We start from the raw sequence: 14649 nt of genomic DNA, 5'->3' as shown, positions 1-14649 counted from the left end.
GGCGCGCCAGCGGTTGCGGCGCGCCGATTCACGGCATTGATCAGTAAACGCGCGGCTTCGGCGGGACCACGTCCACGTCCTTGCTGAGCGTGTACATGTGCACCGGGCGATAGTCGAAGCTGCAATTGCCCTTGTCGTCGACGTTGACCAGCGTGTGCTTGTGCCAGTTGACGTCGTCGCGGTCCGGGAAATCCTCGTGCGCGTGGGCGCCGCGGCTTTCGTGGCGCTGTTCGGCCGAGTTGATCGTCGCCACCGCGTTGAGCAGCAGGTTGTTCAGCTCGTAGGTTTCGATCAGGTCCGAGTTCCAGACCAGCGAACGGTCCGAAACCTTGACGCTTTCGAAGCTGGCAAACACCTGCGCCATCTTCTCGCAGCCTTCCTTCAGCGTCTTGCTGGTGCGGAACACGGCGGCGTCGGCCTGCATGGTGCGCTGCATGTTGTCGCGGATCACCGAGGTCGGCGTATCGCCGCTGGCGTAGCGCAGCTTGTCGAGCAGGCCTAGCGCCTTGTCACAGGCATCGGACGGCAGGGTCTTGTGCGGCGCGCCGGACTTGATCGTTTCGCCGCAGCGGTTGGCCACCGCGCGACCGAACACCACCAGGTCGAGCAGCGAGTTGGAGCCCAGGCGGTTGGCGCCGTGCACCGACACGCAGGCCGCTTCGCCGATGGCGTACAGACCAGGCACCACGGCATCGGGGTTGTCGCCGACCTTGCGCACGACTTCGCCGTGGTAGTTGGTCGGGATGCCACCCATGTTGTAGTGCACGGTCGGCAGCACCGGGATCGGCTGGGTCGCCACGTCGACGCCGGCAAAGATGCGGGCGCTTTCGGCGATGCCGGGCAGCTTCTCGTTGATGACTTCCGGGCCCAGGTGGGTCAGGTCGAGCAGGATGTGGTCCTTGTGCTCGCCGACGCCGCGGCCTTCGCGGATTTCGATGGTCATGGAACGGGCGACCACGTCGCGCGATGCCAGGTCCTTGTAGTGCGGTGCGTAGCGCTCCATGAAGCGCTCGCCGCTGGAATTGCGCAGGATGCCGCCTTCGCCGCGCACGCCCTCGGTGATCAGGCAGCCCGCGCCGTAGATGCCGGTCGGGTGGAACTGCACGAACTCCATGTCCTGCATCGGCAGGCCGGCACGCATGGCCAGGCCGCCGCCGTCACCGGTACAGGTGTGGGCGGAAGTCGCACTGAAATACGCACGGCCGTAGCCGCCGGTGGCCAGCACCACGCCATGGGCGCGGAACAGATGCAGCGTGCCCTCGGCCATGTCCAGCGCCAGCACGCCACGGCAGACACCCTCTTCGTCGAAGATCAGGTCCAGCGCGAAGTACTCGATCATGAAGCGCGCGTTGTGCGCCAGCGACTGCTGGTACAGCGTGTGCAGCATGGCGTGGCCAGTACGGTCGGCCGCGGCGCAGGTGCGCTGGGCGGGCGGGCCTTCGCCGTACTGGGTGGTCATGCCACCGAACGGACGCTGGTAGATCTTGCCTTCCTCGGTGCGCGAGAACGGCACGCCCTGGTGCTCCAGTTCGATGATCGAAGGAATGGCCTCGCGGCACATGTACTCGATCGCATCCTGGTCGCCCAGCCAGTCCGAGCCCTTGATGGTGTCGTAGAAGTGGTAGCGCCAGTCGTCTTCACCCATGTTGCCCAGCGCGGCGGAAATGCCACCCTGCGCGGCCACGGTGTGCGAACGGGTCGGGAACACCTTGGTGATGCAGACGGTCTGCAGGCCCTTGGCGGCCAGGCCGAACGTGGCGCGCAGGCCCGCGCCGCCGGCGCCGACCACGACCATGTCGTACTTGTGTTCAGTGATCTTGTATGCGGAAGCCATGAGTACTCAGTTCCCCAATGCGATGCGGACCACGGCATAGACGCTGGCCAGCGCACCGAGGATGCAGATGAAACGGACGACGAGTCTGCGAGGCGATCGCGGCCAGTGGCGTGTGGACGTAGTCCTCAAGCACCACCTGCACGCCCAGCTGCGCGTGCCAGAACATGGCCAGCAGGAAGGCGACCAGGGCGATGGCATTCCACGGCTTGGCGATCGCGTCGGTCGCGGTCAGGTAATCGGCGTGGATCAGGCTGATCACGAAGTACAGGAACCAGCAGGCCAGGAAGATCAGGGCCACGGCGGTATAGCGCTGCAGCAGCCAGTGATGCAGGCCTTCCTTCGCCGAACCCAGGCCGCGCGCGGTCTTCAGCGGGTTGCGGTAACGCTTGGTGCCGCTCATGCGAAGCCTCCTTTCGCGAACACACCCACCCAGATCAGCGCGGCCAGCACCAGGCTGCCGGCGCTGACCAGCCAGCCGTTACGGGTAAATGCCGCGATGGCATAGCCCAGGCCGCCATCCTGCGCCAGATGGCGGATGCCATTGAGCAAGTGGTAGGTGAAGGCCCAGGTCCACAGGAACAGGAAGACCAGGCCATACCAGGCGCCCGCATGGGTGCTGATGCAGGTCCAGGCATCCGGGCCGGTGGCCAGGGCGACAAGCGCGGCGGTGATCAGCAGGGCGCCGAGGGCCAGGATGATGCCGGTGGCACGATGCAGGATGGACGTGGCCATCTGGATCTGCCAGCGGTACACCTGGAGGTGCGGGGAAAGCGGACGTTGACGTGTCGCCATTGCGTGGCTCTTTGTCTCGGCTGGGCGGTCACTCAAGGCCGCGTTGGCTGGAAGGCACTGTGATGATCGACATCAGAAGTCGACACAACGCCCGTTCTTTTCCCAGTCTCCATAACGCGTCGGCTCGGGGCCGTCGCGCCCACCGTACTCCTTCTGCACTGGCGCCTGTTCGGGCTTCAGCGTTTCAGGATCGGGCTCGGGGGCGGGAGGTGTTTGGCCTATCATGTGATTCTCGCAACGCACAAAATTTTAAGCCTCGCGCTCTTGACTGACAACCGCCAAATTCCCAGTGACCGGGCCTTTGCCCTATCCGACCACGGCGTGGTAGCGCTGCAGGGCCCAGACGCCGTGGCGTTCGCCCAGGCCCAGTTTGCCAATGATCTCAATGCGCTGGACGACGGCCGCTGGCAGTGGAATGCCTGGCTGACGCCCAAGGGACGGGTCATTGCGGTGTTCGCGGTCCTGCGCGTCGCTGCGGATCGACTGCTGCTGGTGCTGGCCGATATGCCGCCGATCGAGTTGGCGACGGCCCTCAAGCGCTTCGTCTTCCGCAAGAAAGTCACGGTGGACGTGCCGGCCGACCTGCAGGTCCAGGGGCGTTTCGGCCCGCCCGAAGCCGCGCAGGGCGCGCTGATGCATGTCACGGGCGACCAGATCGAACTGGATGTCGGCAGCGCGCACCAGCCACGCACGCTGCGGCTCTCGTCCCACCATGTGGAAACCGATGCCGCCGCCCTCGCCCGCTGGCGCGACATCGACCTGCGTCATGGCCTGCCGCGGCTGGAGGCGTCCCAGCGTGAACAGTGGACGCCACAGCAGTTGTCACTGGAACGCCTGCGCGCCTTCAGCGTGAAGAAGGGCTGTTATCCCGGCCAGGAAATCGTGGCCCGCACCCACTTCCTGGGCAAGGCCAAGCGTGGCCTGGCATTGCTTGAAAGCGATGCCGTGTTGATTCCGGGCGCCCCTGTCGAAGAAACCGGGCGCAACCTTGGCCTGGTGGTCTGCGCCAGCACCCACGTGCCCGGACCTGTGCTGGCTGTGCTGCCGCTGGATCATCCGCCGGGCGACCTGCACAGCGCCAGCCAGGCACTGCGACAGCTCACCTTGCTGGACGGCCTGGCCCGCTGAAGCACCGCGCGCGGCTGGCGTTCAAGCGGTCGCGACCAAGCCCGGCGGCGACGGCATCGCCTCGATCTGCGGCAACGCCAACATGCGCTGCAGCCAGGCACGCAACTGCGGAAACGCAGCCAGTGAAATCCCGCCATCGTCGGCGCAGTGCGTATAGGCAAACAGCGCCAGGTCGGCGATGGACAAGCCCTGCCCGCCGAACCAGTCGTACGACTGCAGATGACGCTCCATCACCGCCAGCGCCTCACCGGCACGTTCGCGCAGGCGCGGCAGCTCCGCACGGCGCGGTGAATCAGCCGGCGTCCAGCCACAGATGAAGCGCGCCACCGCGACATACGGCTCGTGGCTGTATTGCTCGAAGAACAGCCACGCCATCGTCTGCGCGCGTTCCCAGGCATCGGCCGGCATCAGCGTCGTGCCTTCGCCAAGCCAGCACAGGATCGCGTTGGATTCGGCCAGGACGCTCCCGTCCTCGCGTTCGATGATCGGCACGCGACCGTTGGGATTCCTGGCCAGGAAATCTGGCGTACGGGTCTGCCCCGCCGCGCTGTCGGTCTCGATCCACGCATAGGGCCGGTCGAGCAGTTCCAGCGCCATCCGCACCTTGTGGCAGTTGCCTGACGAGGACATGCCATACACGGTGATCATCGCGCCGCCTCCTGCGCTAACCATTGCGCGCGGGCCTGTCCCCAGACTTCAACCACTTGGCCTGCGTACGGCGCCGGCAAGGTGCCCATGCGCAGCAGGCCAGAGCCCAGCTTGGCAGCCACCGCCTTGGAGCCGTGGTTGTCCGGCGCGATGGTGTGGATCACCTCCTGCCAGGGATGCTGGGCGAACACCCAGTCCATCGTGGCCCGCGCAGCTTCCGGGGCGTAGCCCTTGCCCCAGTGGTCGCGGCGGATCGCCCAGCCGACTTCGGTCCCCGGCCAGCCTTCGGGATGCCATGGACCCACCCGACCGACCCAGGCACCGGTGCTTTTCTCGAACACGAAGAAGAAGCCGAACCGCTGCATGTGCCAGGCGCCGACCACCGTCGCCAGACTGCGCCAGGCGACCGAACGCGGCATCGTCCCGCCAAGGTGGCGCATGGCCGCTTCGTCGGCGCTGAAATCGGCCCAGGCATCCAGGTCTTCCGCACGCGGCGGGCGCAACAGCAGGCGATCCGTTTCAAGCTGGAGATCGAACACGCTCATGCATAGGTCCCTGGTCGAAAGAGTCAGCGCGCCAGTCTAACGATGCCTGCCACCACGCCGACCAGCACCAACACGACAGCCGCCGGAATCAGGAAGCCCACCAGCGCACGCCGACGCGAGATGGACGCCACGCCAGCGACCGCGCAGACCGAAGCCACGAAAGACCAGCCGTAGCCGATCACCAGCAACACGCCAGCCACCATGATGCCCGGCAGGTGGGCGGATTCGGACGGGAAGTCCTCGTGCAGCCAACTGACATGCCCCTGCAGTGCCGCCAGCGCGCCCAGGGTGAAAGGCAGCATCGGGAATGCCGCTGCCACCAGCGCCGCCAGCAGCGCGTCGAACCGCGCGGCCCTGCACTTCAGCCAGCTCAGCGACAGCCGCAGGAAACCCGCCGACAGGGCCGCGCGCAGCCAGCCACCGATCATCGCGCCAAAGATCAGACCCAGCGCCACGAACTGCGCGGGAATCTTCGACCCCGGCTCCAGGTGCTGGGCCAGCAGGTCGACGTAGGTCACCGCGAAATAGACGGCCCAGGCCACGCGCATGGCCCACGCATGGCCCTGCAGCCTGGGCGCAGCGGCCTTCGGTGCGAACAACATCGCCATCGGCGTGACGCCGCGGCGCATCGGAAAACACACCAGCACCAGCACGATCGCCAACAGGACGCCCGCGACCGGCCAGGCCCAGTCGCGCCAGCCGGCCTTGCCCAGCGAGGCACCGCTGTCCATGTCCAGGGTGAACACCAGCAGCGCGCGCGCCTTTTCCATGTCGCTGGCAGCCTGGGCGATCCCGCTGGCCGGCACCTGGGTCGCCAGGCGCGACCACTCGCCGGTGATGACCAGTGCCTGGCCCTGGACATGCTCGGTGCGAACGAAGCGGAACCAGGGATTGCTGATCTCCTGGCGCCTGTCGGGGACGTCCAGCGGCCCCTGCACCTGGACTTCCACCCGCTGCCGGGCAAAACGTGGCCCCTGCAGCGCCAGCGGCGTGGTGCGCGCGTCAGTGGATATCTCCTTCATCCAGTCGTTGAACTGGAACAGCCACACATCGACCATGTCGCCGTCGGCCTGGTCCCAACCCAGCGTGTAAGCCTCGTGCGTGGTCAGGCCCCCCTCGCTTGCCTCGTCCGCACGCGGATCGCCCTTGGCCTGGATGCCTTCGTAGAAGCCGCGCATGTAGCGCAGGTAGCGACGCCCCTGTTCGGCCGCACCGTCATTACGGAACGCCGCCAGCACGTCGTCGCCCTGGCCCTGGCGGTAGGTGGTCACGACATCGAAGCCGGTGGTGTAGCGATCGCCATCGCGGCCGATCGTCATGCGTTCGGCGACCTCGACCTGCGGCCGCGACGGCGCTGGATATGGGATACCCACCAGCCCGGTCGCACCGGCCACCAGCGGCAGGCCGTACTGGAACGGCAGCGCACGACGTTCGGCCAGCGGACCCTCTTCGCGGTCGCGGGTGGCATCGATCCACACCTCGCCCGTAGGCAGGTGCGCGCGCACGACTACATGGTCGAACACGTTGGCGCCTGGCAACGCGGCCTGCAGGTCATAGCCCGGCCGGGTGTTGACCAACACCGGTTCGGCACGCACGCCAGCCAGCTGCAGCAGCGCGATCAGCAGCGTCGCCTTGTCCTTGCAGTCGCCGTAGCGGTCGCGCAGCGTGTCTTCCGGTGGATGCGGCTTGTGCGAGTTGTCGCCCATGTCCAGGCCGGTGTAGCGGACCTGGCCCTGGACGAAGGCCACGGCCCGCAGCAGCGCGCCTTCCGGCTGGGACGGATCGAGCGCGAGCTGGCGTGCGACCTCGCGCGCCACGGCCTGGTCGGAAAATGCCCGCGGATACAACGGCACCGCCCAGTCCACCACGCCCGCCCAGTCCTTGACCGTGGACAGGCTGATACGGCCGAAGCTGTCAAACCCTTCCGGCGTTTCATCCGGCGCGCGCACGGCCGGCAGGTTGCGCCCGGTGATGTCCAGCGTCGCCATGCCGCCGGCCTGCACGCGGCTCACATCGAAACCGGACGCGGTGACCCTGGAGAACAGCGGCCGCGCCGCCGGCGTCCGAACACGCACGCGACGGAACGCCAGCGGCACGCCATAGCGGGCTGAATAGGTTTCGTAATACGCATTGCCGAAGATCGGGTTGTCGCCGACCACGCTGAAGCTGTAGTCAACCCGGTCGCCAACGCGCAGGTCCGGCACGGTCACGTTCAAGGTCAGCTCGCCGTCGAGCAACCCGGCGGCAAGGTCTTCCTCGCGCCGCAGCCGCGCGTAGTGGGCGCGTTCGCGCATGTCGATGCGCTGGCCCTCGCGGACCACGTCCAACTGGTTGAGCACCAGCGACTGGTAATCGGGCTGGTAGCCGATGCTGATGCTGCCTGCGTCGGACAGGCCGCGCTCGCGCACGATCAGGTAGCGGATATGACGATGCCAGACCGGCTTGTCCGCGGTCAGGTCGACCTGGTCGGACACCACCTCGTAGCGCAGGTCATCGCCATCGGCTGCCGGCCCGGCCCGCGCCACCAGTTCCTCGCCGACCACCCACGCTGGCGAGGGCCCCATCGTCGGCCGGTCCTGCGCCCATCCCGGCACCATGGCGCATAGCCACAGCAGCACCCCGGCCACACCAGACTTCCACAACATCGATTCCCCAGGGCCGGCCTTGAAACCGGCAGTGTTCATGACGACGCGTTCGCCACCTCCGCCGCAACCGCCGGGACTGGCCCACGCCGGTCGCGACCGGTTTCCCCGGTGGCACCTGTCGATTGTATCCGCGCACCTTGCGCCAGAACTCCGCACCCATGAAAAAACGGCAGGGCAGCTGTTTTCCACCGCGAAGCCACCCCAAGGGTGCCGCACAGGGATGTGCGCCATGAAAGAACGGCAGGACAGCCGTTTTTCACGGCGAAGCCGCCCCAAGGGTGGCGCACAGGGATGTGCGCCATGAAAAAAGCCGGCTTGCGCCGGCTTTCTTCGTTCAACCACTCACGCGGCAATCAACCCTTGCCGTCGGCATCCACCGAAGCAGTCTGGGTCACCACGCGGCCGTCGATCACCGGCAGGCGGTCCGAATCCGGCTTGTTGTCCAGACGCACCGTCTTTTCCTGCCCTTCATAGCGATAGGTCACGTTGTACCCGGTGATGTTGCTGGCGCTGCCCATGGCAATGCGGCTGCCCGGCTTTTCATCCATGCGCATGGTGCCGGTGGTGCCATCCTGGTTGCGATAGGTCACGTTGTACCCGGTCACGTGCGAGGACTCGGACGTCGCATTCTCGGTATGGCATTGGCGCTCGGTACGCTGGACCACCCGACCACCGACATGGTTGCGGTCGACGCGATTGCCGATCAACCCACCGGCTGCCGCACCCGCAACCGTCGCCGCGTCGCGGCCATGGCCACCGCCGACCTGATGGCCTAGCAGGCCACCAACGACCGCGCCGACCACCGTGCCGCCGACATTGCCGTCGCGCTCAGGCAGGCGCTCGTTGACCACCACGTCCTTGCAGACTTCCTGCGGCGTGGTCGTGGTGGTCGTTTCACGGACCGGATCGGTGCCGATCACGGTGGCGTACAGCGTTCCCTTCTTGGTGATGGGATTGACGCTGACCACGTCGGCGTACTGCAGGGCCGCGCCGGTCGGCACGTCGCTGGCCGGCAGGGCTTCGGTCGTATCCAGCGCAGAAATCGCAGGCGCTTCGGCTTCCACCGTGGAAGAAGTCTGGGCAGACGTCCGATGCTGCATGTAGGCCGCAGTGGCCACGCCGCCGAACAGCAGCGCGCCAGCGCCAACGAGGATCATGGTGGTGGTGTTCTTCATGGAAACCTCCGGGCGGGTGGACCCGAGTGATGATGGCGTGGATTGTTGCCGCCCAAAGCTGAACAAGGCATCGATTGACACAGGAGAAACCGCCTGCCGCATGAACGATGCTGCGCGCAGGGGTGCGTGTTAGCGTTTCCACCTCATTCCGACATCCCGCGACGCGGTGTGCCCATGCCCAATCCCCTGACGCTTCCGTTCCTGACCTGGGCGCGCAGACTGCGCTATCCGACGCTATTCAAGATCACCGCGCTGCTGTTCGCGATCGATCTGGTGGTGCCGGACGTGGTGCCGTTCGCCGATGAAATCCTGCTCGGCCTGGGCACGCTGCTGCTGGCCAGCTGGAAGGAGCGCAAGCAGCCGCCGCTGGACGTGCCGCCGCAGCGCCCCAGCCGCTGAGCCCGATGTTCACCGACAGCCATTGCCATCTCGACGCCGGCGCGTTCGACGCTGATCGCGCCGAGGTCATCGTGCGCGCTCGGCAGGCCGGCGTCACGCGCCAGATCGTCCCGGCCATCGATGCGGCCGGCTGGCCCAAGCTGCGCGAGGTGTGTCGGCCTGAAAGCGGACTGTTTCCCGCCTACGGCCTGCACCCGATGTTCCTGTCGGCCCACCGCCCGGAACACCTGGCGGATCTGCGCGACTGGATCGAACGCGAACGCCCAGTCGCCATCGGCGAATGCGGCCTGGATTTCCATGTGGGAGACCTGGACCACGCGACCCAGCAGCGCTATTTCGAAGGCCAGCTTGCGCTGGCGCGCGAGTTCGACCTGCCCGTCATCGTCCACGCACGCAAGGCCACCGAAGCGGTGATCGTGGCCATCCGCAAGTTCGGCCCGCTGCGTGGCGTGGTGCACAGTTATGCCGGCAGCATCGAGCAGGCCAGGCAACTGTGGGAACACGGATTCCTGCTTGGCCTGGGCGGGCCGGTGACCTACGAACGCGCGCAACGACTGCGCCGACTGGCCGCGACGATGCCGCTGGAGCAACTGCTGCTGGAAACCGACGCACCGGACCAGCCCGATGCCGAACACCGCGGCCAACGTAATGAACCCGCACGCCTGTCGCTGGTCTGCGACACCATCGCCGGATTGCGTGGCGTCGCACCCGAGGTGATCGCCAAGGCGACTTCGGACAACGCAACGCGCCTGTTCCGTTTACCCGCCTGAGTCCTCGACCGGCGCAGCTTCGCTGCGTTTGGGCCTGAGCAGCAATTCCAACGCCCTGCCCGCTGCTGCGAAAGCGAAGGTTCCGGTGATATGGGTGGCTGCACCCAGGCCTGCGCCGCAATCCAGCTTCAATGCCGCATCGGCGCCGAGCACCGGACGCAGGCCGCAGACGCTGCCGTCGGGCTGCGGGTACTGCACATTCTCCAGCGAGTAGATCGCCGAGATGCCGAAGTAGCGTTTCGCGCCCTTCGGGAAATTGAACTCGCCGCGCAGCTTCTTGCGCACCAGCGCGAGCATCGCGTCGTGCTCGGTCCGCGACAGGTCACGCACGCGCACCTGGGTGGCATCGGTACGACCACCGGCCGAACCCACGGTGATCATCGGCAGCTTGCGGCGGCGGCACCAGGCGATGGTTTCAACCTTGGTGCGGAAGCTGTCGCAGGCATCGATCACCAGATCCGGGGCGCCGCCGAGCAGCGCTTCCATGTTGGACGCCACCAGGAACGACTCCACCACCTCGACCTGAATCTCCGGGTTGATTGCCCGGCAGCGCTCGGCCATGACCACGACCTTGTTGCGTCCGTACTGGCCATCCAGGGCCGGCAACTGCCGATTGGTGTTGGACAGGCAGATGTCATCGGCATCGATTAGGGTCAGCTTGCCCACGCCGGAGCGCGCCAGCGCTTCGACCACCCACGAACCCACGCCGCCCATGCCGATCACGACCACCGAGGATCGCGAGAACCGCGCGACCGCACCGACGCCATACAGGCGATCGACGCCGGCGAAGCGCTCTTTCCAGACCGTGGAGATGACAGGGGCAGCGGAGGCGATGGCATTCATGCGGGTAGTTTAAGGGTCGCGGCCTTGGCGCTGCGCGTCGTACCATCCGTCCAGTCCCCAGCACGGAGCCCGCCGCATGGCCAGCCAGGCATCACGTTTCCTGTTCCTCTTTCTGCTTGGCCTGCTGGTGGGTGTCATTGCCACCGTGATGGCCATGCGGGCGTTACAGGCGCGCAAGGACCCGTTCCCGCACAGCGTGATGCACGTGATGGACAAGCAGACCGAAGTCCTGAAGCAGAACATCGCCCAGAACCGCTGCACCAGCAGTGATGCCCTGCCCCGCCTGCAGACGCTGCGTGCGGTCGGCAACGACCTGGAAACCGCCTTCCCGGACCTAGCTGAAGACCAGCGCTTCGTCACCCATGCCAGCCAGTTGCGCGCCACGCTGGATGGTGCTTTGTCCGCACCACCGGCCGGCTGCCCCGACACCCAGGCCACGCTTGCCAAGATCGGCGAAGCCTGCAAGGCCTGCCACGACGACTTCACCCACTGACATCCACGCCCGGCAGGGCGATTGCCCGCGGCCTGGCTTGCCAGCCCCATCGGGATTGATGCCGCGTTCATGACGCCGGCAACACGATGCGCGACACCGGTGTGACCACACCACCCTCGTCATCGATCGCCGCACGGCGAAGGAGCCTGGCATGCAATTTCGAAACCTCGCCTTCATGGCCGCTGGCGCACTGACGCTGGCAGGCTGCGCCACCAGTTCGCCGGATTACGGCTATGGCGGCAGCCGCAGTGGCAGCGGCTACTCCCAGGCGCCGCAGTCGCGCTACTGCGCCGACTGCGGCATCGTGACCCGGATCGATACGATCACCTCCAACCGCGCCGCGCCGACCGGCACCGGCGCGGTCCTTGGCGGCATCGTCGGCGCGGTGGCCGGCCGCCAGATTTCCAAGGAAACCGGCGGCAGCAAGGGCAACAAGAATGTCGCCGCCGTCGCCGGCGCCGCCGGCGGCGCCTTGGCTGGCAACGCCATCCAGAACCGCGTCACTGGCGACTCCTACGACGTGACCGTGCGCATGGACGATGGCCGCAGCATCGTGGTGAACCAGCGCGACCTGGCCGGCGTGCGCGAAAACACCTATGTGCGCGTGGTCAACGGCAAGGTCGTCATCCGCTGATCCGGATCGGGAGCCAGATCAGGCCTGGCATATGAAAAAACCCGGCGGATGCCGGGTTTTTCCTGGTGCGATCGCGGGGGAACGACCGCCCCCGTGTCGCTTGCAGCAAGTCTCAGTCCGGTGTCACCGCATCAGCCTGCAGGCCCTTCTGGCCCTGCACCACGGTGAAGGTCACTTTCTGGCCTTCCTTGAGGCTTTTGAAGCCCTGGCTCTGGATGGCGCGGAAATGCACGAACACATCCTCACCGTTCTCACGGCTGATGAAGCCGAAGCCCTTTGCGTCGTTGAACCACTTCACGGTGCCGGTTTCGCGATCTGCCATTGTCGTCTCTCCTTGGAACAGGGGGTTGTTTACGCCTGGGTTGGCGGCTGGTTGCAAGGAGGAAACGAGGTACAACGATGTAGCGGATCACTGGATCTACCGCATCAGGCCACGATTCACGGTGACCCTGGCAAGCGCAGCGGCTTGACAGTAACGCGCCGCATTTCAAAATGCAACGCCCTTCAACACGCGTTCATCTTCACCTAAACCACTGTTCTGACAGGATAAATGCGTGGAATTACAGACGATCCTTTACGTCCTGGCAGCCCTGATGATGGTGGGTGGCATCGCTGGCGTGGTCCTGCCAGTACTTCCGGGCCTTCCATTGACCTTTGCCGGCATGCTGCTGGCCGCCTGGGCTGGCGGATTCGAGCAGGTCGGCTGGGTGACCCTGACCGTGCTCGCCATCCTGACCGTGCTGTCGGTGGTCGTGGATTTCCTGTCCACGGCGATGGGTGCCCAGCGCGTGGGGGCCAGTCGCAAGGCCATCATCGGGTCGGTCATCGGCACCTTCGCCGGGTTGCTGTTCCTGCCCATCGGCATTTTCGTCGGACCGTTTGCCGGTGCGCTGATCGGCGAGATGCTGCATGGCCGAGAGCTCCACCAGGCAGCCAAGGTCGGGCTGGCGACCTGGATTGGACTGATCGCCGGCATGGTGCTCAAAGTTGGACTGGCATTCGCGATGCTGGCGCTGTTTTTCGTGATGTGGTTCTACTGAAGTCCAGTGTCTTCACGCATTGGGCTGCATCGGATTTGCCAGAATCCATGCCTGTCCAGCTGCCTCGCTGCTCCCCGGGGAAGGCCGCCAGACCATCACGATGCAGAACGCCGACGCTGACAGTCTCCGTCGACGCACGGCACACTGCGGGCCATCAACCTCCCAGGTCACCATCCCATGCGCCGATCACGCCCCCTGCCCTGCCTGCTCTCGATGCTGTGTGCGGCGGCCCTGCCAGGCGTTGCCGCGGCACAGAGTGGCAAGCCCACCATCAACCCGGCCACGGTCGAAGCCTGCGCACTGATCGAGATCGATGCCCAGCGCCTGTCCTGCTATGACACCGCGATCCAGCGCAGCGCGCCGACCACGCAGCAGGCCGATGCCGCTGCCGCCCGCGCCAAGGCATTGGCCAAGGAGCAACGCAGCCTCGATGCGCCACCGGCGGATGCACCGCTCGGCGAGCGCTTCAAGCACAGCGCAGGCGCGATGTTTGCTGACGACGACTACGACGCGGTGCGTGCCAACGCAGGCAAGGGCTCGTTGTTGGACAGCCGCTGGGAGCTGGCCGCCGACTCCAAACTGGGCGTGTTCCAGATGCGCGCCTACAAGCCGGTCTACCTGCTGCCCGCGTTCTGGACCAGCAAGAAGAACGAGACGCCCTCCTCGCCCAACCCGGACAACACGGTCACCGTGGCGCAGGACCTGCAGAGCCTGGAAGCCAAGTTCCAGCTCAGCTTCAAGACCAAATTCGTGGAGAACGTGTTCGGCGACAACGGCGATATCTGGGGTGCCTATACCCAGAGCTCGCGCTGGCAGGTCTACAACGGCGAGACTTCCCGCCCGTTCCGCGAGACCAATTACGAACCCGAGGTCATGCTGGTGTTCCGCACCGACTATGAGATCGGCGGCTGGCACGGGCGCCTTGCCGGCCTGAGCCTCAACCACCAGTCCAATGGCCGCGGCGATCCGCTGTCGCGCAGCTGGAACCGGGTGATCGGACAGGTAGGCTTCGACCGCGAGAACTGGGCCTTCGTCGTGCGTCCCTGGTACCGCATCCCCGACGGCAACGACGACGACAATCCGGACATCGAGAACTACATGGGCCGTGGCGATGCCACGCTGACCTACAGCCACAACGGTCATGAGTTCTCGCTGATGGGCCGGCATTCGCTGCGTGGCGGCGATGAATCGCATGGCGCGCTGCAGGCGACCTGGGGCTTTCCGATCGATCGCAACCTGCGCGGCCACATCGAAGTCTTCCACGGCTATGGCGAAAGCCTGATCGATTACAACCACAAGGCCACCTACGTCGGCCTGGGCATCTCGCTGCTGGAGTGGTACTGATGCAGGCGGTGACGATCTGGCACAACGCACGCTGCAGCAACTCACGAGGCGCGCTGGAGCTGATCCGCGACGCGGGGTTTGAACCGCGGGTCATCGATTACATCAACGATCCGCCGGACCGCGCCACGCTGGTGGCAACGCTGGCAGCCACTGGCATGCCGCTGCGCGACCTGATGCGAGCCAAGGAGCCTTCCTACACCGAACTGGGCCTGGATGATCCCGGCATCAGCGATGCCGCGCTGATCGAGGCCATGTTGCTCAGGCCGGCGCTGATCAATCTCCCCATCGTCATTACCGGACGTGGCACCCGCTTGTGCCGCCCGCCGGAACAGGTGCTGGAAATCCTGCCGGCTTGAGCC

Annotated in this window: 17 protein-coding genes and 1 pseudogene; 8 read left to right on the top strand and 10 right to left on the bottom strand. The window is 66.1% G+C overall.

Translation table 11 applies throughout. The features are described 5' to 3' along the window. Nucleotides 1-40: 40 nt before the first annotated feature. From sdhA to O8I58_RS01930, 4 genes and pseudogenes are all read right to left on the bottom strand, one after another. Nucleotides 41-1834, bottom strand: a complete 1794-nt coding sequence (gene sdhA / locus O8I58_RS01945) for a succinate dehydrogenase flavoprotein subunit (protein WP_298320209.1) — start codon at nt 1832-1834, stop codon at nt 41-43. Nucleotides 1835-1840: 6 nt separating this feature from the next. Then, nucleotides 1841-2234: pseudogene (sdhD, locus tag O8I58_RS01940) on the bottom strand (succinate dehydrogenase, hydrophobic membrane anchor protein). Then, a complete protein-coding gene (gene sdhC, locus O8I58_RS01935) occupies nt 2231-2626 on the bottom strand; it encodes a succinate dehydrogenase, cytochrome b556 subunit (RefSeq protein WP_298320207.1) in 396 nt (131 codons plus the stop codon). Before sdhC ends, sdhD begins: the two are co-directional and overlap by 4 nt. A 72-nt stretch (nt 2627-2698) precedes the next feature. Continuing rightward, the gene (locus O8I58_RS01930; RefSeq protein ID WP_298320205.1) at nt 2699-2851 is read right to left on the bottom strand and encodes a DUF1674 domain-containing protein; all 153 of its coding nucleotides are present in this window, start codon (nt 2849-2851) and stop codon (nt 2699-2701) included. A gap of 39 nt (nt 2852-2890) precedes the next feature. On the opposite strand from O8I58_RS01930, the gene O8I58_RS01925 reads away from it, so the two are divergent. Beyond that, nucleotides 2891-3754: a CAF17-like 4Fe-4S cluster assembly/insertion protein YgfZ gene (locus O8I58_RS01925; RefSeq protein ID WP_298322649.1), complete on the top strand. Its 864-nt coding sequence runs from the start codon at nt 2891-2893 to the stop codon at nt 3752-3754. A 21-nt stretch (nt 3755-3775) separates the two neighbouring features. Here O8I58_RS01925 and O8I58_RS01920 read toward each other — a convergent pair whose 3' ends face one another. The 4 genes from O8I58_RS01920 to O8I58_RS01905 form a co-directional block, all read right to left on the bottom strand. Continuing rightward, complete coding sequence (locus tag O8I58_RS01920; protein WP_298320204.1) at nt 3776-4402, bottom strand: glutathione S-transferase family protein; 627 nt, start codon at nt 4400-4402, stop codon at nt 3776-3778. Beyond that, nucleotides 4399-4947: a GNAT family N-acetyltransferase gene (locus O8I58_RS01915; protein ID WP_298320203.1), complete on the bottom strand. Its 549-nt coding sequence runs from the start codon at nt 4945-4947 to the stop codon at nt 4399-4401. The genes O8I58_RS01920 and O8I58_RS01915 overlap by 4 nt, the downstream gene beginning before the upstream one ends. A gap of 23 nt (nt 4948-4970) precedes the next feature. Next, nucleotides 4971-7631: a DUF3857 domain-containing protein gene (locus tag O8I58_RS01910; protein ID WP_298320201.1), complete on the bottom strand. Its 2661-nt coding sequence runs from the start codon at nt 7629-7631 to the stop codon at nt 4971-4973. Between the two features lie 314 nt (nt 7632-7945). Continuing rightward, nucleotides 7946-8767 (bottom strand): glycine zipper 2TM domain-containing protein, encoded by an 822-nt coding sequence (locus O8I58_RS01905; RefSeq protein WP_298320200.1) that lies wholly within the window; start codon nt 8765-8767, stop codon nt 7946-7948. 174 nt (nt 8768-8941) lie between these two features. Here O8I58_RS01905 and O8I58_RS01900 point away from each other — a divergent pair, with 174 nt between their 5' ends. Together O8I58_RS01900 and O8I58_RS01895 are read left to right on the top strand one after the other, a co-directional pair. Beyond that, nucleotides 8942-9166, top strand: coding sequence for a DUF6116 family protein (locus tag O8I58_RS01900; RefSeq protein ID WP_298320198.1), 225 nt, complete (start codon nt 8942-8944; stop codon nt 9164-9166). A 5-nt stretch (nt 9167-9171) separates the two neighbouring features. After that, on the top strand, nt 9172-9936 hold the full coding sequence (locus tag O8I58_RS01895) for a TatD family hydrolase (protein ID WP_298320196.1): 765 nt from the start codon (nt 9172-9174) through the stop codon (nt 9934-9936). On the opposite strand, the gene O8I58_RS01890 is transcribed toward O8I58_RS01895, so the two are convergent. Further along, entirely contained in the window at nt 9925-10749 is an 825-nt protein-coding gene (locus O8I58_RS01890; protein WP_298322646.1) for a tRNA threonylcarbamoyladenosine dehydratase, read from the bottom strand. The genes O8I58_RS01895 and O8I58_RS01890 overlap by 12 nt on opposite strands. A 106-nt stretch (nt 10750-10855) precedes the next feature. On the opposite strand from O8I58_RS01890, the gene O8I58_RS01885 reads away from it, so the two are divergent. After that, nucleotides 10856-11272, top strand: a complete 417-nt coding sequence (locus tag O8I58_RS01885) for a hypothetical protein (protein ID WP_298320193.1) — start codon at nt 10856-10858, stop codon at nt 11270-11272. A 151-nt stretch (nt 11273-11423) separates the two neighbouring features. Next, nucleotides 11424-11906 (top strand): glycine zipper 2TM domain-containing protein, encoded by a 483-nt coding sequence (locus O8I58_RS01880; protein ID WP_298320192.1) that lies wholly within the window; start codon nt 11424-11426, stop codon nt 11904-11906. Nucleotides 11907-12018: 112 nt separating this feature from the next. Here O8I58_RS01880 and O8I58_RS01875 read toward each other — a convergent pair whose 3' ends face one another. Then, a complete protein-coding gene (locus O8I58_RS01875) occupies nt 12019-12228 on the bottom strand; it encodes a cold-shock protein (protein WP_298320191.1) in 210 nt (69 codons plus the stop codon). 232 nt (nt 12229-12460) lie between these two features. Between O8I58_RS01875 and O8I58_RS01870 the strand changes: the two genes are divergently transcribed. The 3 genes from O8I58_RS01870 to arsC all read left to right on the top strand — a co-directional run bounded on the left by O8I58_RS01870 (nt 12461) and on the right by arsC (nt 14646). Further along, entirely contained in the window at nt 12461-12946 is a 486-nt protein-coding gene (locus O8I58_RS01870; RefSeq protein ID WP_298320190.1) for a DUF456 domain-containing protein, read from the top strand. A 177-nt stretch (nt 12947-13123) separates the two neighbouring features. Beyond that, a complete protein-coding gene (locus O8I58_RS01865) occupies nt 13124-14290 on the top strand; it encodes a phospholipase A (RefSeq protein ID WP_298320188.1) in 1167 nt (388 codons plus the stop codon). Beyond that, nucleotides 14290-14646, top strand: coding sequence for an arsenate reductase (glutaredoxin) (gene arsC, locus O8I58_RS01860; RefSeq protein ID WP_298320186.1), 357 nt, complete (start codon nt 14290-14292; stop codon nt 14644-14646). The genes O8I58_RS01865 and arsC overlap by 1 nt, the downstream gene beginning before the upstream one ends. Nucleotides 14647-14649: the final 3 nt, after the last annotated feature.

It is taken from the genome of Pseudoxanthomonas sp. (assembly GCF_027498035.1).
Classification (GTDB): domain Bacteria; phylum Pseudomonadota; class Gammaproteobacteria; order Xanthomonadales; family Xanthomonadaceae; genus Pseudoxanthomonas_A.
The sequence above is the reverse complement of the archived record's forward strand: the minus strand, read 5'-3'. Positions and strand labels throughout refer to the sequence as shown.